The organism is Agathobacter sp. LCP21S3_B2 (assembly GCF_052118705.1).
Classification (GTDB): domain Bacteria; phylum Bacillota; class Clostridia; order Lachnospirales; family Lachnospiraceae; genus Roseburia.
In genome coordinates this window covers 1-23,140 of the sequence record NZ_JBQKGQ010000022.1, presented here as the reverse complement: position 1 = coordinate 23,140, position 23,140 = coordinate 1, and the positions used below count along the sequence as shown (strand labels likewise).

General features: G+C 36.3%; 24 protein-coding genes and 4 pseudogenes. 26 read left to right on the top strand and 2 right to left on the bottom strand.

What is annotated here, in order from left to right; all coding sequences use genetic code 11:
• Positions 1-42: 42 nt before the first annotated feature.
• Both ACTQ1L_RS13480 and ACTQ1L_RS13475 read right to left on the bottom strand, forming a co-directional pair.
• Positions 43-177: pseudogene (locus ACTQ1L_RS13480) on the bottom strand (hypothetical protein); the annotation flags it as partial.
• Positions 178-273: 96 nt separating this feature from the next.
• Positions 274-1,533 (bottom strand): IS110 family transposase, encoded by a 1,260-nt coding sequence (locus ACTQ1L_RS13475; protein ID WP_441367679.1) that lies wholly within the window; start codon positions 1,531-1,533, stop codon positions 274-276.
• A gap of 199 nt (positions 1,534-1,732) precedes the next feature.
• On the opposite strand from ACTQ1L_RS13475, the gene ifs reads away from it, so the two are divergent.
• From ifs to ACTQ1L_RS13345, 26 genes and pseudogenes are all read left to right on the top strand, one after another.
• Positions 1,733-2,071, top strand: a complete 339-nt coding sequence (gene ifs / locus ACTQ1L_RS13470; protein ID WP_441367677.1) for an NAD glycohydrolase toxin immunity factor — start codon at positions 1,733-1,735, stop codon at positions 2,069-2,071.
• Between the two features lie 111 nt (positions 2,072-2,182).
• Positions 2,183-2,803, top strand: coding sequence for a PDDEXK nuclease domain-containing protein (locus ACTQ1L_RS13465; RefSeq protein ID WP_441367724.1), 621 nt, complete (start codon positions 2,183-2,185; stop codon positions 2,801-2,803).
• Between the two features lie 177 nt (positions 2,804-2,980).
• Positions 2,981-3,187: pseudogene (locus ACTQ1L_RS13460) on the top strand (DUF4186 family protein); the annotation flags it as partial.
• A gap of 101 nt (positions 3,188-3,288) precedes the next feature.
• Positions 3,289-4,323, top strand: coding sequence for a hypothetical protein (locus ACTQ1L_RS13455; RefSeq protein WP_441367675.1), 1,035 nt, complete (start codon positions 3,289-3,291; stop codon positions 4,321-4,323).
• 3 nt (positions 4,324-4,326) lie between these two features.
• Positions 4,327-4,845, top strand: coding sequence for a hypothetical protein (locus tag ACTQ1L_RS13450; protein WP_441367673.1), 519 nt, complete (start codon positions 4,327-4,329; stop codon positions 4,843-4,845).
• 82 nt (positions 4,846-4,927) lie between these two features.
• Positions 4,928-5,314, top strand: a pseudogene (locus tag ACTQ1L_RS13445) (ADP-ribosylglycohydrolase family protein); the annotation flags it as partial.
• Between the two features lie 443 nt (positions 5,315-5,757).
• On the top strand, positions 5,758-6,120 hold the full coding sequence (locus tag ACTQ1L_RS13440; RefSeq protein ID WP_441367671.1) for an HIRAN domain-containing protein: 363 nt from the start codon (positions 5,758-5,760) through the stop codon (positions 6,118-6,120).
• A 49-nt stretch (positions 6,121-6,169) separates the two neighbouring features.
• Positions 6,170-6,820 carry an exonuclease domain-containing protein gene (locus ACTQ1L_RS13435; RefSeq protein ID WP_441367669.1) on the top strand — a complete coding sequence of 217 codons (651 nt, stop codon included), beginning with the start codon at positions 6,170-6,172 and terminating at the stop codon, positions 6,818-6,820.
• The gene (locus ACTQ1L_RS13430) at positions 6,799-7,197 is read left to right on the top strand and encodes a tyrosine-type recombinase/integrase (RefSeq protein ID WP_441367722.1); all 399 of its coding nucleotides are present in this window, start codon (positions 6,799-6,801) and stop codon (positions 7,195-7,197) included. The genes ACTQ1L_RS13435 and ACTQ1L_RS13430 overlap by 22 nt, the downstream gene beginning before the upstream one ends.
• A gap of 109 nt (positions 7,198-7,306) precedes the next feature.
• Positions 7,307-8,224, top strand: coding sequence for a hypothetical protein (locus ACTQ1L_RS13425; protein ID WP_441367667.1), 918 nt, complete (start codon positions 7,307-7,309; stop codon positions 8,222-8,224).
• A 136-nt stretch (positions 8,225-8,360) separates the two neighbouring features.
• Complete coding sequence (locus tag ACTQ1L_RS13420; RefSeq protein WP_441367665.1) at positions 8,361-8,558, top strand: hypothetical protein; 198 nt, start codon at positions 8,361-8,363, stop codon at positions 8,556-8,558.
• 88 nt (positions 8,559-8,646) lie between these two features.
• Positions 8,647-9,294, top strand: a complete 648-nt coding sequence (locus ACTQ1L_RS13415; protein WP_441367664.1) for a hypothetical protein — start codon at positions 8,647-8,649, stop codon at positions 9,292-9,294.
• A gap of 604 nt (positions 9,295-9,898) precedes the next feature.
• Positions 9,899-10,084: a type II toxin -antitoxin system TacA 1-like antitoxin gene (locus ACTQ1L_RS13410; protein WP_117785505.1), complete on the top strand. Its 186-nt coding sequence runs from the start codon at positions 9,899-9,901 to the stop codon at positions 10,082-10,084.
• Positions 10,071-12,089: a HaeIII family restriction endonuclease gene (locus ACTQ1L_RS13405; protein ID WP_441367662.1), complete on the top strand. Its 2,019-nt coding sequence runs from the start codon at positions 10,071-10,073 to the stop codon at positions 12,087-12,089. The genes ACTQ1L_RS13410 and ACTQ1L_RS13405 overlap by 14 nt, the downstream gene beginning before the upstream one ends.
• 13 nt (positions 12,090-12,102) lie before the next feature.
• A complete protein-coding gene (locus tag ACTQ1L_RS13400; protein ID WP_441367661.1) occupies positions 12,103-12,567 on the top strand; it encodes a hypothetical protein in 465 nt (154 codons plus the stop codon).
• Between the two features lie 16 nt (positions 12,568-12,583).
• On the top strand, positions 12,584-12,796 hold the full coding sequence (locus ACTQ1L_RS13395; RefSeq protein ID WP_441367660.1) for a caspase family protein: 213 nt from the start codon (positions 12,584-12,586) through the stop codon (positions 12,794-12,796).
• Between the two features lie 34 nt (positions 12,797-12,830).
• A pseudogene (locus tag ACTQ1L_RS13390) lies at positions 12,831-13,877 on the top strand (tyrosine-type recombinase/integrase); the annotation flags it as partial.
• Positions 13,878-13,993: 116 nt separating this feature from the next.
• Positions 13,994-15,004 carry a hypothetical protein gene (locus tag ACTQ1L_RS13385; RefSeq protein WP_441367659.1) on the top strand — a complete coding sequence of 337 codons (1,011 nt, stop codon included), beginning with the start codon at positions 13,994-13,996 and terminating at the stop codon, positions 15,002-15,004.
• Complete coding sequence (locus tag ACTQ1L_RS13380) at positions 14,998-16,473, top strand: coiled-coil domain-containing protein (protein WP_441367657.1); 1,476 nt, start codon at positions 14,998-15,000, stop codon at positions 16,471-16,473. The genes ACTQ1L_RS13385 and ACTQ1L_RS13380 overlap by 7 nt, the downstream gene beginning before the upstream one ends.
• Positions 16,474-16,909: 436 nt before the next feature.
• Positions 16,910-17,011, top strand: a complete 102-nt coding sequence (locus tag ACTQ1L_RS13375) for a topoisomerase DNA-binding C4 zinc finger domain-containing protein (protein ID WP_118084333.1) — start codon at positions 16,910-16,912, stop codon at positions 17,009-17,011.
• A 27-nt stretch (positions 17,012-17,038) separates the two neighbouring features.
• On the top strand, positions 17,039-17,989 hold the full coding sequence (locus ACTQ1L_RS13370; protein ID WP_117920019.1) for an NERD domain-containing protein: 951 nt from the start codon (positions 17,039-17,041) through the stop codon (positions 17,987-17,989).
• A gap of 48 nt (positions 17,990-18,037) precedes the next feature.
• Positions 18,038-18,634, top strand: a complete 597-nt coding sequence (locus ACTQ1L_RS13365) for a class I SAM-dependent methyltransferase (RefSeq protein WP_441367656.1) — start codon at positions 18,038-18,040, stop codon at positions 18,632-18,634.
• Entirely contained in the window at positions 18,604-21,090 is a 2,487-nt protein-coding gene (locus tag ACTQ1L_RS13360) for a DEAD/DEAH box helicase family protein (RefSeq protein ID WP_441367655.1), read from the top strand. The genes ACTQ1L_RS13365 and ACTQ1L_RS13360 overlap by 31 nt, the downstream gene beginning before the upstream one ends.
• A 134-nt stretch (positions 21,091-21,224) precedes the next feature.
• Positions 21,225-22,121, top strand: a complete 897-nt coding sequence (locus ACTQ1L_RS13355; RefSeq protein WP_441367653.1) for a hypothetical protein — start codon at positions 21,225-21,227, stop codon at positions 22,119-22,121.
• Positions 22,122-22,185: 64 nt separating this feature from the next.
• Positions 22,186-22,593 carry a topoisomerase DNA-binding C4 zinc finger domain-containing protein gene (locus ACTQ1L_RS13350; protein ID WP_441367652.1) on the top strand — a complete coding sequence of 136 codons (408 nt, stop codon included), beginning with the start codon at positions 22,186-22,188 and terminating at the stop codon, positions 22,591-22,593.
• A gap of 198 nt (positions 22,594-22,791) precedes the next feature.
• Positions 22,792-23,140: hypothetical protein (locus ACTQ1L_RS13345; protein WP_441367650.1), on the top strand; the 349-nt coding region annotated here is incomplete at its 3' end.

Sequence of the window (23,140 nt, the reverse complement as noted above, 5' to 3'; positions counted from 1 at the left end):
TCTATATCCTTTTTAGATATAAAGAACGGATTAATTTTATCTTTATTTTACCACCTTATTCTTTCCAAGATGTAACTTCATAACATACCAAAGCTCTGTTGCGATAAAGATTGATGAGTATGAACCACAAATCATACCAACCATAAGTGGTAATGAGAATTCACGAATTGATGCAAGTTTGAAACTAAGAGGGAGCGGATAGCGTATAAATTTGAGCATCACAAATAAACCATCTTAAGATGGCTGGAAATTGAATATAAACGCAACACCTAATCAAGAAGCAGATAAAGGATCATCTTTGATGAGATACCCTCGTTGTCTAAGTAGATTAAGTGCCTGTGAAGTAGTAAGTGTTTTTTCATTACTTACAGGACGGGATTCAAGAAAACCTTCGGGAGTATATGGCTTCAAGTCTGAAAGTATGTGCCAGATAGCGGTCAGGATCATACGACAGATTGCAATGATGGCTTTCTTGTGACCACGGCGTGCTTTTATGCGCTTATAGCGAGTTGTCAATTCAGGATGTTTCTTAGATTTGATTAAAGCATTTGCAACTTGCACCAAAACTGGTTTAAAATAGAAACCAGCACGGGAAATCCGAGTGGATTTGATTTTGCGGTCGCTCTTATCATTTCGGGGACAACATCCTGCCCAAGAGACGAGGTGTTTCGCTGTGGGGAAGACAGACATATCACCACCAATCTCTGAAAGCACTTGAATAGCAGTCATGGGATTCTTGTCGAATCCGGGAACAGTCCTTATTAGATTTAAAGCAGCCTCATATTTGTCACTGAGACGAAGGATTTCCTGTTCTACTTCTGAAATGTGCTTATTCAGTTCATCGATGTGATCAAGGCACTGTCTGAGTTTTACAGCCTGCTCTTTCGAGACGGCACCATCAATAGCCGCCTGTATTTCTTCAATGGGAGTTTTACAGCGACCGTGAATAAAAGGTGCTACATCAAATGTTTCCCCGGGGTGTTGTAAAATCTGTTCTGTAATGGAACGAGCGGATTTACCAAATACATCAGAAAAGACATCATCAAGCTTTAAATTAGATACGGTAAGACAATTTTGAGCACGATTCTTCTCACCGGTAATCATACAGGTGAGTTTGTATCGGTATCTTATAAGATCTCTAAGTTCTCTGATGTCGGCAGGTGGAATAAAGGAAGGATTGACCATACCGCACATGTATAGATCACAAATCCATTTGGCATCTTTGCGGTCAGTCTTGTTTCCCTTCATCGGTTTCGTGTATTTGGGATGTGAAAGAGTGACCCAGATTTGGCGTTTCTCCAAGATATTGAATACAGGGATCCAATACTTACCGGTAGACTCCATACAAACATCTTTGCAGTTGTATTTCGCAAGCCAATCATACAGCTCATTCAACCCTTTGGTAAAGGAAGAAAAGCGAGCTTGCTTATATTCTGTACGATTGTTGGAATCAGTAATACCGATACAGGCATAGATCCATGTTTTGTGGACATCAAGTCCGCAACAATTAAATTTCAAAATTTTAAATGACAAATAACGACCTCCTGACTTTTTATAGTTATAAAACTGACAGTGACTGGTCATCCGGCGAGATCGAGTCGACTTCGGAAGAGATAAGTTTACGGGCTACTGTTATGCGCCACTCATTGATGCCTTAACGGATGACCGACAACATATACTTATACGAGGTCGCCGCTATACAGCCCCGCCACTCACCTCCACGTGTTCTGTAGTGTGTCAGTTCTATAAAGAAATATTATGTTACATTGGAATAGACAAAAGATATAGAATATATACTAAAGATTCTTATTATGAAAATATTTCAGACATGGATGCATTATTAGAATTATGTATTTATCCAATCTATATAAATGGATGTCATGAAATAGAACAAGAGGTGAAAAATATAATTACAAGTATGACAAATTCTAATGATATATTACAGATTTATCAAGTGTTTAATTTAATCATGTCTCAGGAAATAGAAACAAAAATGTATACGGAAATTACATTTGAAATTGATTTCGTGGATTGCATTTCTTGTCTTTTGAAGAAAAAAATGAATTCATGAATGAGATGAAAAATTACAATCAAAATGGGTTTGATAAGTATAGAGAAAATGTATGGGATAATATTGAAAAAATATGTAGAAAATCAACATTGATAGTCGGCAGCTGGATTAATCCATATAATTGAGGAATCTAGACAAAATGCATTAAAAAAAGTAAATGAGGAACTTATCAAAATGTATTGGAAAGTAGGTGAGTTCTTAAGTAAGGAAACGGAACACGCTTCGTATGGCGATGCATATATAGATGAGATTTCAAGAGAAATACAGGAGACATTTCCTGGTATTAAGGGATTTAACCGAAGAGGTCTTTATAGAATGAAAAAATTTTATGAGACTTACAAGGATAATGAAATTGTGACACCACTGGTGACACAAATTAGCTGGACGAATCACTTGCTGATAATGTCGGGATGCAAGACAGATGAGGAAAGAGAGTTCTATATCCGTCTATGCATCAAGGAAAATTATTCTAAAAGACAGTTGGAGAGACAGTTAGACAGTGGATATTATGAAAGATATATGTTATCAAAGGAAACTTTGTTACCAGAATCAGTTAAAAAGTTGGGAGAAAACCCATTTTTAGATTCATATGTTATGGAATTTTTGGATTTGCCAAATGAGTTTCATGAGAATGATTTGCGAAAAGCTTTAATTAGAAACATGAAGGATTTTATTTTGGAATTAGGAAAAGATTTCACGTTTATTGATGAAGAATATCGGCATATGATATAGATATTGAAGCAGGCGATATAGATGTTACTGATACAGTTACTGTAGTCTGGGAAATATCTTAATTCTGAGAAAATCTATGGTATTGTGTTTGTTGAATAGGGGTAAATGGTGGTATAATCCTATTATTGATAGATAGTAATAATAGGTGATTTTCATGAAACGAGTGGTGAAGTTTTAATGACTAAGGATGAATGGTACAGGCAGTTATTTGAGCGGCTGGGTAATTCCAGCTTCCGAAGCAATTTCCATCTGAAGCAGAAAGATATTGATTACATAAATGAAAAAGGGTTGGACACAATCAGACAACATGCAAAGGATTTTATTGCAAAGAGAGAAGCTCCGGCATATATAGCAAATGATGGCAAGCAGACACCAATGAAAGGGCTCACTGCTTATAATCTTGCTGTTGGGAGTAGTATTACTTTTGTTGATTTTATCTGGAGTACATATAAAAGTCAAAATTTAGATTAATTGGAGGGATAAAAGTGCAGATACACTATTTTCAAAGATATCATTCAAAGGAGAATGTAGATACATCTAATACTATGCTGATGTTATCTCGCTTATATAATTATAATGCAGATAAATTCTTTGCAATGTTGAATGCTTTAATACTGGGACAAGATGAGACACCTGAAATAACATTTGATCTTCAGGTAGTGGGAGATGAAAGCGTTCCAGATGCGATTATAAGCCAGAAAAGTTTTAAAATAGTAGTTGAGACAAAACTACATAATCAATTTCAGCAGAATCAGCTTGAAAAACATCTGACTCAGTTTGGAACAGAGGAGATAAAGGTGCTTTTAACGTTAGATCCAAAACCTATGAAAGAATCATTGATGGATAGTTTTGGCACTGTATTGAAAAAGTATAATGCAGATAGGATTAATGAAATAAAAACACCAATAAGGCATGTAAATATTACATTTGAACAATTAGTTGCTGCAATGGAAGATATTGTAGATGAGCGGGATTCAGAGATAATGGCGGTGCTGGATGATTATAAGAAGTATTGCTTTGATGAAAAACTGATACCTGATGATGAAAATTGGATGAGAGCAATTGTTGCGGGAACAACACTTGAAGATAATTTGAAATATGATTTTTATTATGATCAAGCTTCAAGAGGCTATTCAGGTCATGGATACATTGGCTTATATAAAGGAAAGAGTATTAGAGCAATTGGAAAATTGAAAAAAACAGTTGTTGCAGAGTTAGTAAATGGAGAAGTGTCATATATTAATGAAAGCGGAGAAGCTGCTACAAAAGAGGAGATAGAAAAGATTAAAGAGGCCATTGTTCATGCAGAGTCAGAATATGGATACAATTTGAAAACAGTTAAGACTAGATATTTTATAGTTGAGCATTTTTATCCAACAGATTTTAAAAAAGCAAGTAAAAATCCGATTCAAAAAAGTAAATATTTTAATCTGGCTGAAATGTTCAAAAGTAAAACGTTGCCTAAAACAGATGAAATAGCATCAATACTGGATGGAAAAACATGGGAAGAGTTTTATTAAACAGTGGATTTTCATAATAAATATGAAGAAAGAACTGTTCCAGAGTACTGGTGGAGTGATAATCCGGAGATTGATTCATGGAAGCAGATTGTAGATTATATGCATGAGATGTATCCGGAGGCAACGGATAAGGCATTACAGATTGCTGTGTCAGTATTCAGCCAGTTACTTACCGAAAATGAAATTGAAATTATACTGGTAGTGTTTGATAAAAGGTCTTTTCAGCTTTCCGTTCAGATTGTAGGTGATATTGATTCCTACATAGATGCTAATTATGTCAGGGAAAGTCATAGAAAAGAATATCCGGTGCGAAGCAGAAGCAACACCCGCATGAGAGAATTGCCAGAGGAAGCGTTCTATGAGGAGATGCTTCCAAGAGAGGCAGAAGATAACTATCCACTTGAGGAAGACACAGGGTTAGCAGAGCCTTGTATGCTGTCAGCAGACATTTCTTTGGAAGACCAGCTTTCAAATATCGGCGTTTTTTATCTTAAAAGTGTCGCCCAAACAGCGACCATATAAAGATGTCCTTCAATTACACTTATATTGTAACAAAGAAAGAGAGCTGCCGGAGTAATCCGGTGATTGGGGAAAAAGATATCCACATGCAGGTTATGGTGGAAGCTTCAGACATTGGCTTAAAGAAAATAATCCGAAGCCATACGGAAGCTATGGAAATGGTTCAGCCATGAGAGTGTCAGCTGCAGGCTGGCTTTATGATTCAATTGAAAGAACAAGAGAGGTAGCAAGAGCAACAGCAAATGTGACACATAATCATCCGGAAGGTATAAAGGGTGCAGAAGCATTTTATGGAATCCCTGCTGTGCTGATTGCAGAGTGTAAAAGTCGGATTGATAAGGGACTGATGACGGATGTTCTTGATGAATTTGATCATGTACTTGGCAGCAGGAGCGTGAATACTTATTCAGATGAAGTGGATGAGACACAGGCAAATAAGATGATAGAGGCAGCAATCGATAAGTATTATTAGAATGAAAGGAAGAACAAAGATGATGAGAACAATTAAAGTTACGGGAAAAGGAAAAATTGCAGTAGTCTGGGAAATATCTTAAGTCTGAGAAAATCTATGGCATTGTGTTTGTTGAAGAGGGGTAAATGGTGGTATAAGCCAGATAGTTTTGAGGATGTGGGAGAGATTCTGCGTCCTTTTTTGTAGTTTTATTGCAATAAAGAACAAAGATTCGATGTGCGAGGGCATACTTTGGGACTCGTAACATGCTAAGCTATAGCCATCATAAGAAACAAGCATTTAATTTACGAAAAACAGGAGGACAGGACAAAATGGAAAAATTTATTTACTGGATAAAAAGGACACTGCATCATTCAAAACAATGCAACAGCTTATGTATGCTGTGCAAATATTATGATGAATGTAAAATCGATGGACCGGTATAATATCAGGAGGACATGACAATGAAAGAAATGTATTTTACAATAGCAGGATGCAACCATTATTACGGAAGTGACTTCATGGAAAAAGGCATGAAGGTCAAGCTGGTCAAGGAGCCGGACAATGAGTATGACAGCGAAGCAATACAGGTAAAGATTAAAGGACTTGGCAAGGTGGGCTACGTGGCAAACAGCCCATACACCGTGAAGGGTGAGTCAATGAGTGCAGGCAGACTGTATGACAAAATCGGTGGTAAGGCAAAAGGAAAGATTGTGTTTGTGACAGACGGCGGAGTGATTTGCAAAGTAATCAGTGGTGGTAATGACAAGCCTGTGATGATAGAGGAAGATAAAGTAAAAGATGAAAATCTCAAAAAGACTGTATGACTCAAGTACTATGTGGTAAAATAATAAGCAGGACACTGAGGAGGTACATATGAATTATCTGGTAATCGATTTGGAAATGTGCAGGGTAAAGAAGCTCTATAGAAAAACATATAAATACGCCAGTGAAATAATACAGATTGGCGCAGTTCTCTTAGATGAAGGATTCAACAGAATAGCCACAATGTGCGAGTATGTGAATCCTGAATACGGCGTGCTGGACAATTTCATAGAGAGCATGACAGGCATAAAAAACCGCGATATCAAACAGGCTCCGAAGCTGACAGAGGCACTTGAGCATCTGACAGACTGGCTTGGAGACAGGGAGTACAAGGTCTATGCCTGGAGTGACTCTGACAGAACGCAGATACTGCATGAGATAAAATCAAAGAATATAGAGAGCACAAAGATAGATGACTTTATGAAAGCAGACCGCTGGATTGATTACCAGGATGTGTTTAAGAAGCGATTTGATTTAGACAGGTGCTACAGCCTGGAGGATGCACTTGAAAGTGCAGAGATAGAGCCGGAAGGCAGATTTCATGACGGACTGGACGATGCAGTAAATACCGGAGCACTGATAAAGAAGCTAGAGCTGAATCCGGAGTATGAGATTGCCAAGTATGCACTTCCGGAGTCGGACGAGCATCTGAGCTGTACTATTGGGGATTTGTTTGAGGGATTGCAGTTGAAGTTTGGGTAATAAGCAAATACTATGAAGTGGTGTACATATTCTTTCATACGGGAATGTCACTTGTGGCAATGCACTGGCAACACAGATTCAATCATATGGTCGGTAGATATAATGATATTTACCGAGTTCAGATGCCAAACATCGCACCTCATGTATGCCGACACACTTACTGCTCCAATATGGTAAAATCAGGAATGAACCCTAAGACGCTGCAGTACCTCATGGGGCATTCGGATATAAGCGTAACAATGAACGTATACACGCATATTGGATTTGATGATGCCGAGGAAGAATTGAAACGAATGGAAGAATTTCGAAAGGCACAGGCAGAGGTTGAGCAGAAGAATGAGAAACCGATGTCGCAGAAAATGTTTAAGGTAATTTAATATGGAAAAGGAATGATGCTCTGGCTTAGGCTGGGCGTTTTTTCTATGGAAAAAGATGAAATTTGACGATATAATTAAAGTATAGTATTGTGAGGCGGTGATATTTTTTATGTTTGAGGTTGAATATTGCAATAATCCAGAGTTGGGAGATATTCATTCAACTGGTATAAAGTATAATTATGCATTTGACGTGGAGTTTGATGCGAAACTGAAAGATTTAGATAAATTCCTGTTCTTAGTAGACATGCATACCATCATAGATTCCTGCGGCGATGATTTGTTATCGATTAATATTGGAGACTCTGATGAGTTTTGGAAGATAAACAAACGACTTCTAAATTTTGTTAATGCGGTATATGGTTATAAAGAGTATGTAAATAGCTATGAGCCATCATTGAAGTCAATTACTGAAAAGTATTATAATATGAGAAAATGGTATAGATTTATATGTGATTTTAGAAACTATATCATTCATCAATCAATTATAATTAAAGATTACAGACCTTTTGATGGAGATGTTTTCATAAACATTGAAGAGGTTGCAAGACTACTAAGCGAGTATGAGTATACTAAGGACTGGCAGAGACAAAATGCAAAAGAATTTACAGAATGGATAGAGACATTTAAAGAAGATTCGTTAGAAATAAAAGATAATCATTTTTTGAGTATGAAAAATGTAACTTCGTTGGTCATGAAAGAAATGAGCCAAATAAAGGATGAGGTTTTAATGTTCGCATATGAGAAAAGTATAAAACCTTCATTAGTGTGGTTGCTTGAACTGATTCCAAAGATAGATGGAATCTTCCAGTATGCATTTATAGTGGATAAAGCGAATTTGCCAGAATCGGTTCGTGAACCAAATTATGCATTGGAAGACTTTGTTAGAAGAATGATTAAGACGTTAGGAGATGACTCTATTATATGTAAGGAACTGTTAAATCTACTTGAAAGAGAAGGATATTCGTTGTTCTATAATGGAAATTGTGGAATAAAGGATTTTATTAAAAATGCAAGAATAAGTAAATAGCTTATTGTTAAAGTCTAGAGTATATGCTATATTTTAGAATGAGAGTTGTGAGTAATTGATCCTGACTACTGGATTTTGGTTATAAGAGCCAAGCGACGTGTTTGGCACCAAGGTTTATAGAAAGGTGGTCATTATTATGACAAATGAAAACACAAAAGTTGTTGTATCACAGCAGAAAATTGATTTAAAGGATGAGGCTAAGAAGCAGTTTCGCATCGCAACAGTTGATTCACTGAATTGCGTGAGAAAACCTGCAAAAGATTTCGCAAATCGTGCAATCGATTATTTTGTTAATCATTTTATTAGCTGGTTGGACAGCAAACTCTCAGCATAAATAGTTTTGCAATAGCAAAAATAATATATGCTACTGACGCTCTGTTACGGCAGGGCGTCTTTTGATATACATTGAAGGGGAAAGAACTATGTTAGAATGGATAAAAAAACATAAAGTGTTTATGTGCATATGTTTTGTATTTATTGTTATTGGAGTTCCGTTTATTATTCACTGTTTATTTAAATTACATCCAACAGAAAAGTTTTCTTTTTTTGTTGCAGAGTGGAGTGCAGGGGAATTGTTGCAATATTATGGTGGTGTTCTTGCTTTTGCTGGTACTGTGATATTAGGAGCATTGTCGTTGCATCAAAATGAGATTATTAAGCAAGAATCGGATAAAAGAATTGCAATGCAGGAAAAAAGAGAACACGATAGTAATATGCCTCGCTTTCGAGTAAAATTTTTATATTGCAGTGGAGGGCACAGCAATATGAAAATAAAAATTGAAAATATATCTGATAATGTGGCAAATGATATTCTTGTGTATAGAATCTGCATTGTTAAAAATAAAGATAAAATTTGGGAATGTTCAACTGCTAGAAAATATGATGTGATAAAAGCAAACGATGAACTTAATGTAGAGTTGAAAACTGAAGAAATTCACGAAGATAAATATACTATTCAATTTGACTTTAAATGTAATGACAAATATGGAGAGGAACATAAGTATCATGTGTATGCGTTTTGTGAGAATAATAGTTCAACACCATATTTTAGCTTGAAAGAAATTTCTTAGCGAAAATCCTTAGTAGTAACCTTTTCCGTTTTACTACTAATTTTACTACTAACAGGTAGTAACAACTTGCTCAATTCTGCTCTGATTTGCCACAACCTGTAATTTCAGAGCGGATCACCATAATCCCCAAAATCTCTTGCAAACAAGGGCATTCTAGGGCAAAACAAGGAGAAACAAAACTATGATAAAAATACTTTTCATCTGCCACGGCACTCCAGTTTTATGATAATGCAGGGCTTTGCAAAGTGGGGCAGAGTACGGCATAATATGGCGGAAAGCCTTGGGATTACTACGGTTTAGACTACTAAGGCACATAGGGGTTGAGCCAGAATAGTCAAAGAAATTGGGAGAAATCCTTAGTAGTAAAAGACTACTTAGCGCTGGAACACATACAAAAATTTGAACATAACTCCGGCTGATTTGTGAGAAAATTGCAGATTAGCCGGGGTATTTTTTATGTGTCCGTTTTTTAGGACTATATTGGTGATAATATTGAAAATGCAGAAGCATTGAATTTATAAAAAGAACACTTGTACGTGCAACAAAGTATTGACATTGACATACTTGCCGGAGTAAAATGATAGGTAGAGGGAGGTGTCCTAAAATGAAAAAATCAATATCAATAAGCATACGTGTTAGCGAAGAAGAATTAGATAAATTCAAGCAGGCTGCAAGATTAGAGGCATATGCTTCTTATAGTGAATTTGTACGTAGGACAGCACTTATAGAGGCGGCGAAAATAATCAAAAAGAATGAGAATGAAGGAGCGAAAGCCGATGAATGTAATTAGCTTGTTTAGTGGATGTGGAGGACTTGATTTAGGCTTTGAAAGAGCAGGATTTAATATTCCTGTGGCGAATGAATTTGATAAAACCATATGGGAAACTTTCAAAGTTAACCATCCTAATACACATTTAATTGAAGGTGATATTAGGCAAGTCACAAAAGATGATATTGCTCAATACATAGATGGAGAAGTAGATGGAATTATTGGCGGACCGCCATGTCAGTCATGGTCAGAAGCTGGCTCCCTTAAGGGTATTAAGGATGCGAGAGGTCAGTTGTTTTTTGACTATATCAGAATATTAAAGGAATTTCAACCAAAGTTCTTTTTAGCGGAAAATGTTAGTGGAATGCTTGCGGATAGACATTCTATTGCCGTTCAAAATATTTTAGAATTATTTGATGAGGCAGGATATGATGTTTCGTTCACATTGGTTAATGCCAAGGATTATGGTGTTGCAGAAGAGCGAAAGAGAGTATTTTACATAGGATTTAGAAAAGATTTAAAGATAGACTTCGGTTTTCCTAAAGGTTCTACTAAAGATGATTCAAAGAAGATTACATTGCGTGATGTTATTTGGGATTTGCAAGAAACTGCCGTACCTTCTGGAGAAAAGAATCGCCATAATCCGGATGCAATAAATAATAATGAATATTTCACAGGTGCTTATTCACCTATTTTTATGAGCCGTAATCGTGTAAAGGGATGGGATGAGCAGGCGTTTACAGTTCAAGCATCTGGACGTCAATGTCAGTTACACCCACAGGCACCTAAGATGGTAAAGGTTGGAACTAATGATTGTAGATTTGTAGAAGGAAAAGAACACCTTTATAGAAGAATGACTATTCGTGAAGTTGCTAGAGTACAGGGTTTCCCGGATGATTTTAAATTCATTTACAATGATACAAATACTGCATATAAGATGATTGGTAATGCAGTCCCTGTGAATTTGGCATATGAGATAGCTGTAGCAATAAAGATGTATCTTGAAGGAAAAGGCTCTTCTGTTGAAATCGACAGAGAGGTTATTGATGCTAAGGAGGTCAATGAGAAGAAAGTGAGTACAAAGAGTAATGATCAGGGAAGAGCATACGAGTATGCTTGGATTCAAACTTTATATAAAGCATTAGCAGAGTTAAGAAAAACAAGAATTGTTGAGAATTCTAGTTTGATGGCAAATGAAAAAGCATGGTCTCTTATGGATGAAGAAATGCAGGAGACATTTATGATATCAGCAGGTGCTGCCATTGATACAGTGTTAGAACTTGAACCAAGAATGTCTGAAATTGATGATGATGAACTTACCCTTGAGTTTCAAAAAGATGGTCAGGGGGTAAAAGGTGATGTTAGAGACATCGTTATCAAGAGAAAGGATATCGAATGGGAGGTTGGCTTGAGTATTAAACATAACCACGATGCTGTAAAGCACAGCAGATTAAGCCATAAGTTGGATTTTGGAAATGAGTGGTTTGAAATGCCATGTTCTGATGAGTATTGGGATGCTGTAGAACCAATCTTTAATATATTGAAACAGGAAAAAGAGAATGGTACAAAATGGTATGAAATAGAGGATAAGGGGCAGAAAGTGTATATTCCTTTATTGCAGGCATTCATTGATGAAATAAATCGAGCAAATGAGAAAGATAACACGATGCCAAGAAAAATGATTGAATATCTGATTGGTATTGAAGATTATTATAAAGTTGTGAGCAAGGATAGTAAGCGACTTACGATGATTCATACATTTAATATGCATGATACTTTGAATAAGCCAGCAAAGAATAAGTTATCAGCAATTACTGTACCTATTGTTAAGTTACCTACAAGACTTGTTGCTCTTGAATTCAAACCAGATAGTGATAATACTGTAGAAATGTATCTTGATAACGGATGGCAGCTTAGTTTTAGAATTCACAATGCAAGTACAAAGGTTGAGCCAAGTCTTAAGTTTGATGTTCAGTTTATCAGTATGCCAATGGAAGTTCTTAACATCGAATGTAAATGGAATTAAGGCGGTGGCATTAATGAGAAAGATGCTTTTAAGCTTTAAGCCGGAAGTGTATGAGAAGATTAAATCCGGGAAGAAAAAATTTGAGCATAGAAGAAACTTTCCGGACGAGCCTATTATGGCTTATATGTATGTGAGTGCACCTGTTAAGGCAATTACAGGAATTGTGTACTTAGGCAAGAGACATCTTTTATCCGATTGGAAAGAAGAATTTAAGGAGAATAAGGATGCTATTGCTCGTATTGAAAAATATCAAGAATCATATCGATATGCTATGGAGATTGATGAATTTCAGGATACTACAGCTATTTCGCTTGATGACTTAAGGCGTGATGTTCCGGGATTTGTTGCACCACAGATGTATATATATTTGGATGGAACGGAATTGCTTACATACATTGAAGATAGAATCAGTTGGGAATCTGCTAATGTAAGACATAATTTTGATATTGTCTTATCAGATGAGATATGTATTCATTAGTAGAAAGGATGATGATATGGGTGAAAGAAAAGCATTAGTTGTAGGAATTAATGATTATCCGACCTGTCCGCTTAGAGGTTGCTGTAATGATTCAGAGGCAATAAAAGATTTATTAAGTAATCATGGAAAAGGTGACCCAAACTTTTCCGTTTGGAAAAAGGACAATGTTGCAACAAAAGGTGAGTTGAGAGGTTTAATAGAGAAATGTTTTGAAGGTGATGCAGATTGAGAAACAGGTCAAGTCAGAAATTGAAGCACTTCCGAATATGGCAGATGGTCAAATGACAGTTTGTGAACTTGTAGACCGATACCTCAAAACCAAGATGGGAGTAAGGCAAAGCACAAAACAGGGATATGTTACAGTGCAGAGGGTGCTTGCAAAGGAGCCTTTTGGCAAGAAGACAATTCGAAGTGTGAAAACACCGGATGCAAAACTGTTTCTTATCAAGCTACAACAAGAAGATAAGAAAAGCTACAGTTCCATCCACACCATCCGGGGAGTGCTTAGACCTGCCTTTCAGATGGCGGTGGATGACGATATTATTGTAAAGACTCCATTTGGATTTCAGCTTGCCGGAGTTGTGGTAAATGACTCGGTAACAAGAGAGGCAATAAGCAAAGACCAGATGAGAAAGTTCTTAAAGTTTGTGCATGACGATGTGGTATACTGCAAATATTATGAAGTGGTCTACATCCTATTTCATACAGGAATGCGAATATCTGAATTCTGCGGTCTGACACTGAAAGACATTGATTTGGAAAAGAGAATAGTTAATATCGACCATCAGTTACAAAGAACCTGCGATATGCGGTACATCATAGAAGAAACAAAGACCGAGGCGGGAAAGAGGAAGATTCCGATAACAGAGGATGTTGCACAGATGTTCCAAGCCATAATCGAGGACAGGGAGCCGCCGAAGATGGAGAAAGTCATTGACGGTCATACCGGATTCCTTTTCTACGATGATGATGGCAATCCTTTGGTGGCGATGCATTGGCAGCATAGATTCAATCGTATGGTTGGCAGATACAATGACATTTACAGAGTTCAGATGCCGAATATCACGCCTCATGTATGCCGTCACACGTATTGCACTAATATGGCAAAAGCGGGAATGAATCCAAAGACCTTACAATATCTCATGGGGCACTCGGATATCAGCGTTACGATGAATGTGTATACGCATATCAGTTTTGATGACGCAGGGGAGGAATTGAAACGAATGGAGGAGTTCAGGAAGGCACAGGCTGAGATAGAGAAGAAAAACTATGCAAAAGCGGTATCGCAGAAAATGTTTAAGGTAGTGTAGCAATGCTACACGGCAGAGACGCTCCGGTTATATATACTGGGGCATTTTTTCTATGGAAAAATGATGAGGGTGACGATATAATATAAGGGTAAAAGGCAAACGGAAGGAGAGATAAAATGGCGAGGAGTCGTAGAGCGGATGCAGTAGTATTTGGGTTTGACTTTCAAGTTAATTCGGCAATAGTACTTTTTTTGGAAAATATAAAAGAAGTGGAAAAACTGCGTCTTGAGGGAAATTATGAAGATATAGAATTAGAACTCTCTTCTGGAGAAATGATATTGGCACAGGCAAAAGCAGTGGAGAAAGCAAGTGCTGATTTTACTAATGTGCGAAAAAATATGAAAAAGGCTTTGATGTCATTAGCAGAAGGTGGAGAAAAGGTTAATGCAAGAGAATTAATTATGATTACTAATTCACCTAATCCGTTCAATGACGATAATTCAAGAAGTGCGTTTTATGGGCATGCGCATAGGAAGTATGATACTTTGCCTCCTTCTGCGAAAAAAATTGTTGATGAGTATTTGTCAAAAATGGATAAGGAACTTGACACGGATAAATTGAAAATACAGGTTTTGCCATTTGAAACTGATGATGAATCAGAAAGATATAAAGTAATTATGGAAAGTATTAATGATTTCGTAGGAAACTTGAATACAAATATTTCTGGAATAGGTCAAAAATTACTGGAAACATGGCATTGGCAAGTTTTTGATAATGGTGGCAAAAAAGATGCTGCTATAAAATTGAGTAAGAAAGACATCATATGGCCGATACTTGTGAAAATAACAGAGATAGAACAATGTGAAGATTCTTTTTTAGAACAGTTTGATTCAGGTGTATATGAAGAGGTTATAAACAGGTATGCAGAAATTATTAATTCGCATTGTGAACAATGTGAATTTTTCATCAAGATTTTAAGCGATTATAATGGATTTAAGACCACTAAAAAAGCAAGTGAGAAACTTAATGATTTTATAGAATTAAGATGGAAAGATTATGTTTCTGAATTTAATGTTGATGGCATTGATGAGGAAATTCAAGAAGCTATTGCTAAAATTATTATTCATAATATCATAAAAAGACGTTTTACTATAGACAGGATTAAGAAGGAGGTGAATCTGTGTTAATCAAATCAATATATATAAGAGATGGTCTATTTGAAAGAAATATTACAATGGAAGACGGAGTTAATTTAATATTCAGCAAAAAGAATAGCCGTGGAAAGACAACATTGGTTAGATTGATGTTATACGCCTTGGGTTATTCTGTACCAAGTACCAAAAAGATTAAATTTGAAAAGTGTTTTACCAAGATAGAAATTGTACTTGATACAGGAAACACGGTGTTTCTAACAAGAGAAAATAGTTATTCTATTTCTTTATTGTGCGATGGCGTAGAAGAAATATATGTTTTGCCAGAGCAGATATGTACGTTGCATTCGAAATTATTTAACACAGATAATATCGATATTCTTAACAATGTGCTTGGTGCATTTTATTTCGACCAAGAAAAAGGTTGGACGTTGTTGAACAGAGGAGTGGTTATTGGCAGTATACATTTTAATATTGATGAATTGGTAAGAGGTATTTCTGGTAAAGATTGCTCAGAACTGATTGCAAGGGAGAAACGAATAAGTTCAGATTTATCGAAATATAGACAAATGTTTAGTATTGCACAGTATAGAGACAGTGTTAGCGGAGATAGTCTGACCGCCGATACTTATCAAGAAAAAAAGAATGTTGAACTTGAACAATTAAGAATGAGGCAATCTTCGGTAGAGCGTGAAATCCGTAGAATTAATCAGAGTATTACAGGTAACAAAAAATTCCAAGAGTTTGTTGCTGATATGAAATTATTGATTAAAACAGAAGATGGTCAATGTATTACCGTGACTAAGGATAATATTGTTGGTCTGAATGATTCTATTGAATTATTGGTAGCCAAAAAGAAAATATTATCATGTGAATTAGCTGAAATAGTCTCAAAAATTGATAAAATTATGAGGGAGCAAGAGAAAGAAAATGGACAAATTTCTTTCTTTGAGTCGGAGTCAATAGTAGAAGCTTTTGATAAAAAAATAGTAGCAATACCCATGAATCAAGTTGCTATAAAAAATGAGATAGACAAATTGGAGAAAGAGCAAAAGCAAGTGCGTGAGCAAATTGCCAAGATATCCAGAAGTGATAACGACGTGGTTCTTTCTTTGTATAATACGATAGTTAAGTATGCTACTGAGTTAGGAATTGGGGATTCGGAAAGTATTACCCAAAAGTACTTATTCACTTCTAATCTAAAGGAATTGACAGGAGCAGTGCTTCACAAAACTGTATTTGCATTTAAAATGGCATACATTTTGGAACTGGAGAAGCACCTTAAGATTAAACTGCCGATAATCCTTGATTCTCCGAGTGGGAAGGAAGTAGACCAAGAAAATATTGAGTTAATGATGAATATTTTAAAACGGGATTTTCAGGAGAATCAGATAATTATTGCGTCGATATATGATTATTCGTTCTCAAAGGTTAATAAAGTTGAATTGGTAGACCAGTTACTCAATCAAATGATAGCTGTAGAAAATGCTGATGAAAACTCTTAGTAGTAGGAATTCCACTTTTACTACTATTTCTACTACTAACAGGTAGTCACAACTTGCTAAATTATGCTATAATTTGCCCGGTTGACATTTGAACAAGAATTATAACAATATCCCGGAATACCCCGCAAAATACGGCATTTCCGAGCAAAAAGGAGCAAACAATTACTATGATAAAAGTATTATTTGTATGCCACGGCACTCCAGTTTTATGATAATGCAGACCTTCACAGACTGGGGCAACACGGGGCAGAATTTGGTGGAAAGCCTTGGAATTACTATGGTTTAGATTACTAAGCGATGGCATACATATAAAACTTTAAACATATAATGGCACAATTGTGGGGAGTGTTGCTGCCGGAATCGTGACTTGTTATGTCGGATTGAGTGAATTGATAGTATTGTAAACATAGTTTTTTTCAATGTTTAATGGTATAATATTCCTAGATGTGGCGGAGAGCTTGTGAGGCGTAATGGAAAATATGGAGAATTTATTGGATGCTCAAATTTTCCCAGATGCAGATACACACAGAAAATCTAATAGGAATAACAAGAGAGGAATGTTGATATGGGAATTTTTTCAAAACCGGAAGTTATTATTTTAAAGGAATCAAATGCTGCAAAAGATCATTTAGATAAACTTGAGTCATTACTTCCAAAAGCTAATAAGGATGTCAAAGATGCAATACAAAAAGAAATTGCAGTCACTAAGGCTGGTATAGCTGGTGAAGATAATATAATGTTTGAACTTAAACATAGCAATATGGATATGGTAGTCTTACATGATATTAATTTAGAAACTAAAAGTGGATTAAAAGCGCAGATAGATTTTATTGTAGTTACATCAAAGGTTATATTTTTGATTGAGTGTAAGAATCTGGTAGGAAATATAGATATTGATTCAAAAGGAGCATTTATCAGAACTGTTACATACGGAACAAAGAAACAGAAAGAAGGAATATATTCGCCAATTACTCAGGGTGAAAGGCATCTATCTGTTTTAAAAGAGGCCAAACTGGATAATGCAGGGCTTGTCACAAGTCTTGCAATTAAACGAAATTTTGATAGCTCTTATAAATCATTAGTAGTATTAGCTAATCCTAAAACAATCGTAAATGACCGATATGCTCCAAAAGAAATCAAAAGTCAGGTTATTAGAGCAGATCAGCTTGTTTCAAATATGAAGAATATTATAGCTGCGTCAAATGATTTTGCATCTACTAAAAAAGAAATGATGTCAATTGCACAGGGAATTCTTGACATGAATATTGAAAGTCGTAAAGATTATGCAGCTAAGTATGAAGAACTTGTCAAGGAAAATGAGCTTTCTGATTCAGCAGATACTAAAAATGAAATTTCTGATAGTAAGCAGAGTGTAAGTGATGATAAATTGATTTGTCCTAAATGTGGTTCAAAACTGGTGCTTAGAACTGCAAATAAAGGGGAAAATGCAGGAAAACAGTTTTATGGATGCTCAAACTTCCCTAAATGTAGATTCATATTGAATATTAAACAGTAGATATTTATATGCTTCATATGAATTTTGAAGCAGAAAGTAAAATAACTCATGATAAACAAAAACAAAACCTTGGAATATTACAACAAAAATGCAGATAATTTTGCAAAAACAACAATAAATGTGGATTTTTACGAGACACAGAAGCATTTTCAAGAACTGTTGCCGGAGCACGGATATATATTGGATTTTGGTTGTGGTTCAGGAAGAGATACAAAATATTTTTTGGAACAGGGCTTTTATGTAGAGGCCACAGATGGTTCAGAGGAAATGTGTCATATCGCAAGCAATTACACAGGAATACAAGTCAGAAGGCTGCTATTTGAAGAGCTTGATGAGAACAAAAAATATGATGGCATATGGGCCTGCTCATCAATACTTCATCTTCCTAAGAATGAACTTAAAGCCGTGTTTATGAAAATGTTTAAAGCATTAAAGGATGACGGCATAATCTACACATCCTTTAAGTATGGTGATTTTGAAGGCGAGAGAAATGGCCGCTATTTCACAGATTTCACGGAAAAGACATTTGAAGAGTTTGTTGGTGAAATAGATAATCTGCAACTGAAGGAAGAGTGGATTACAGGCGATGTAAGACCGGGGCGGGGAGAAGAAAAATGGCTGAACGTAATACTGCAGAAGAATTAGATGATGTATATGAAATAAAATATTCGACAGATGCAATGACCGGTGGCGCGGATAAGAGAATGTATCTGTACTATCAGCTTGCAAACAGTATAAAAAAGGCTGACAGTGTGGATATTATTGTTTCGTTCCTGATGGAATCAGGCGTGAAAATGCTGCTCGGTGAGCTTGATAATGCACTAAAACGTGGTGCAAAAATCAGGATTCTGACAGGAAACTATCTTGGCATTACGCAGCCATCAGCACTGTATCTCATAAAGCATACGCTTGGTGAACAGGTCGATTTGCGTTTTTATAATGAGAAAAACCGTTCATTTCATCCGAAATCATATATGTTTCATTACAAGGATTACAGTGAGCTATACATTGGTTCCTCCAATATTTCAAGAAGTGCACTGACATCCGGTATCGAGTGGAATTACAGATTCAGCAATAAAACAGATCCGATTAATTATGAGAAGTTTTACAATACTTTTGTAGACTTATTCGAAAATCATTCCATAGTAATAGACGATGAAGAACTGAAAAAATATTCAAAGAACTGGCACCGTCCGGCAGTATCAAAGGACTTGGACAGATACGATTTGCAGGATGATAAAGAGACATCAAATCAGATACCGCTATTTGAGCCGAGAGGCGCGCAGATAGAGGCTTTGTGTGCGCTGGAAAACACGAGAGCAGAGGGCGCAAGGAGAGCCCTGGTTCAGGCTGCAACCGGTGTCGGAAAAACATATCTTGCAGCGTTTGATTCAAAAAATTATGAGAGAGTTTTGTTTGTTGCACACCGCGAGGAAATATTAAAGCAGGCGGCAGAATCATTTAAAAATGTACGTGATTCAGATGATTACGGATTCTTTAACGGAGATAGTAAATGCACTGAAAAGTCGGTGATTTTTGCGTCAGTTGCGACTCTTGGCAGAGTGGAATATCTGAATGAAAATTACTTTGCACCGGATTATTTTACATATATTGTGATTGATGAATTTCACCATGCTGTTAATGAACAGTATCAGAGAATTGTTGATTATTTTAAGCCAAAATTTCTACTGGGACTCACCGCGACTCCGGAGAGAATGGACGGAAAAAATATCTATGAAATCTGCGATTACAATGTGCCATATGAGATTTCACTAAAGGAAGCAATCAACAAAGGAATGCTTGTGCCGTTTCATTATTATGGAATCTTTGATGAAACAGATTATTCAAAGCTGCATATAGTAAGAGGCAGATATGACGAAAAGGAATTAAATGAAACCTATATAGGCAACGTTCGCAGATATGAGCTGATTTACAAATATTATTGTAAATACGGCTCAAGGCAGGCACTTGGCTTCTGCTGTTCAAGGGAGCATGCAAGGGAGATGGCAAAAGAATTTTCAAAAAGAGGAATACCATCTGTAGCAGTATTCAGCGATGCAAGCGGCGAATACACAGAGGATAGAAATGTAGCTATCAGGCAGCTTAAGCAGGGAAAAATCAGAGTGATTTTTTCAGTGGATATGTTTAATGAAGGTGTGGATATCACATCAGTTGATATGGTAATGTTCCTCAGGCCTACGGAATCTCCGATAGTTTTTCTTCAGCAGCTTGGAAGAGGGCTCCGTAAATGCAGAGGAAAAGAGTTTCTGACTGTGCTTGATTTTATCGGCAATTATGAGAAGGCGGGCAGAGTGCGTTTCCTTCTGTCAGACAGGAGTTATCAGCATGCAGGTGCGTATAATCCGTCAGATACAACAGCTTTTCCAGATGATTGTCTGGTAGATTTTGATATGAAGCTGATTGATCTTTTTGCAGAAATGGACAGAAAACATTTAAAGTTTAAAGACCAGATAATTAATGAATATTTCAGGGTGAAGGAACTTCTCGGAAGGCGCCCGGACAGAATGGATTTGTTCACATATATGGACGATGGAATTTATGAAATAGCCATTGCTAATTCAAAGGATAATCCATTTAAGAAATATCTCGAATTTCTTAAAGAACTGGATGAGCTTAATCAGGATGAAGAGGTTTTTTACAAAGGAATAGGAAGAGAATTTATCAGTCTGCTTGAAAATACAAGCATGTCGAAGGTGTATAAAATGCCGGTGCTTATGGCTTTTTATAATCATGGAAATATCCTGATGGAGGTGTCGGAAGAGCAGCTGCTTTCAAGCTGGAAGGAGTTCTTTTCAACAGGAACCAACTGGAAAGATCTCGATAAAAATATGACTATTCAAAAATACAATTCCATATCGGATAAGGAACATTTAAAGAAGATTCTATCGATGCCGGTGCATTTCCTTTTGGAGTCGGGAAAGGGATTTTTTGTGAAGAAAGATGGTGCGGCAATCGGGCTTAGAGAAGAGCTGAGACCGCTAATTGATAATCCGGTGATGGTTTGTCAGATGAAGGATGTGATTGATTATAGGGCTATGGACTATTATCAGAGGAGATATAGGCAGTCACAGGAAGATTGAGAAGTATAACCATTCGGTTCAGGATAGGAAGTTGAGACAAGTGCTGTAATCCATGGAATTATTTGTTTGAATATCAGATATCCTATACAGAATTATAATGTAAACTTATGAAGCAGTTAGGGGGATGAAATCATATGGCTCAAAGAACAGTGGCATTATGTGATGGAAAATTTATAGGAATTGAATCAATTTATACCGTCATAGATGGTAAACAAATTAATATTCCGGACAAACTTGAACAGCTTCGAGCAAAAAGCCGTAATAATGAGTTGTTCTGTCCTTGTGGCTGTGGAGCCAATCTTGTATTGGTGGCAGGTGAGCGAAATTTAAGAGAACAGCATTTTAGAATAAAAGAGGACTTTGATGGTATATGTCAGATGCCTGTTGAAGGAATTAATTCAATTGATTCGAAGATTGCTCTAAAATGTTGGCTGGAGGATAAACTGCATACAGATGATATTGAAAGCAGGGTACCTATAAGAACTGTATCTGAGTCTGAAAGAAAATATGAATTTACATTTCTGTCAGCGAAAAAGAAGGTAGCGTTATCTTTTTGTAATGAATACCGTAATTTATCTGATGATAAATTTACTATTCTTGAACAGCATAGTAATGGTAATTCAATTATTTATGTTGCGTCAGGGGATAAATCTGAAACAAATGGACAGTACCCGGAAGGGTTAATGAAAATTCAGAAGAGACAGGGCTATTGCCTGCTTTTAAATGTAGATGGAGCTGATTATTTAAAGGCTGAGTTGATAGTTGTATATTATGCAAAGAATGCTGATGGAGTATGGGAAAAAGTCAATATAGCAAGAGATAAATTAAGTGAATTTGACATATCTGATTCATCACAGGTAATGTATCATAAGTATTCGCTGTGTGATATGTTAAAGGAAAAACAACTTGAGTTTAATAAGCATCAGCAGGCAATTATTTATCAGCGTGAGTTGGATAAGATACATGCTGAAGAAGCCTGGAGAGCTGACGAGGAACGAAGAAAACAGGCTAGAATGAAAGGCAGAACTTGAGCGTAGAGAAAAAGAAAGAATAGAGCAGGAAAAAATTGCTGCTGAGAAAAAAGAACAAGCCCGAATGGAACAAGAAAGAGTTGAGGTTGAAAAAAGACAGAAGAGGCAGGAATTCCTAAAAGTCATAAATAGTGGTGATTGTCCGGAAGATAGGGTTTTAACTGATGAAGAAGGACGCAGATGGGTACAGTGCGAGTTCTGTGGAAAATTTGCTCCGGCAAGTGCATTTGCTTCATATGGTGGTTTCGGAAAATTAAATAAAGGAAAGTGCTATGAATGCTCAAGAAATCCGAATATAAATACAGAAGTAAATGTCTCAGAGGAAAAAGCAAGACAAAAGCAAAGATATGATCCTAATATATGTCCTGAATGTGGTGGACGTTTGCGATTAATACAAGGTCCTTTTGGTAAATTTATGGGATGCGAGAATTATCCTACGTGTAAATTTAATAGAAGTGTAAGAAAAAAATAGGAACGTTAGAGTTCGAACTGTGCGTATTGTTTTGTGTAGAGGGAAAATTAAATGTCTGATTCAAATGTACAAATTGAAGAAGTATATAAAAGGGGTACCATTTTTCCAAACTTATTGGAACACTCTATAACAGAGGGATAACTCTCAATTGTGATAATTATTTGATATCATTTACAACTAATAAGGGAGCATGTGATTATGAGAAATAACAAGAATTCTATTGGAGAAAACATAATTTTGTTTCTGGCAGCTATTGGAGTATTTGCTATCATAGGTGGATTCGCAGGATGGTGGTCTGGTTCTGATGATGAAGAGTATTATGATTATGACTATTCACCATCAAGTTCATACTCGTCACATAGCAGTTCATCGTATAATTCAAGCGTCAGCTCAGGAAGCAGCAGTTATACACCAAAGAGCTATTCTTCTGGAAAATATGGGTCAATCATTTTTCTTATGGGTTTAGCCCCAAATGTTTTAGGTTATCGCCATCCTGCCGCCATCCTTGACAGGTCAAAAAATAAATGCTGTGGGTTAATCACCGACG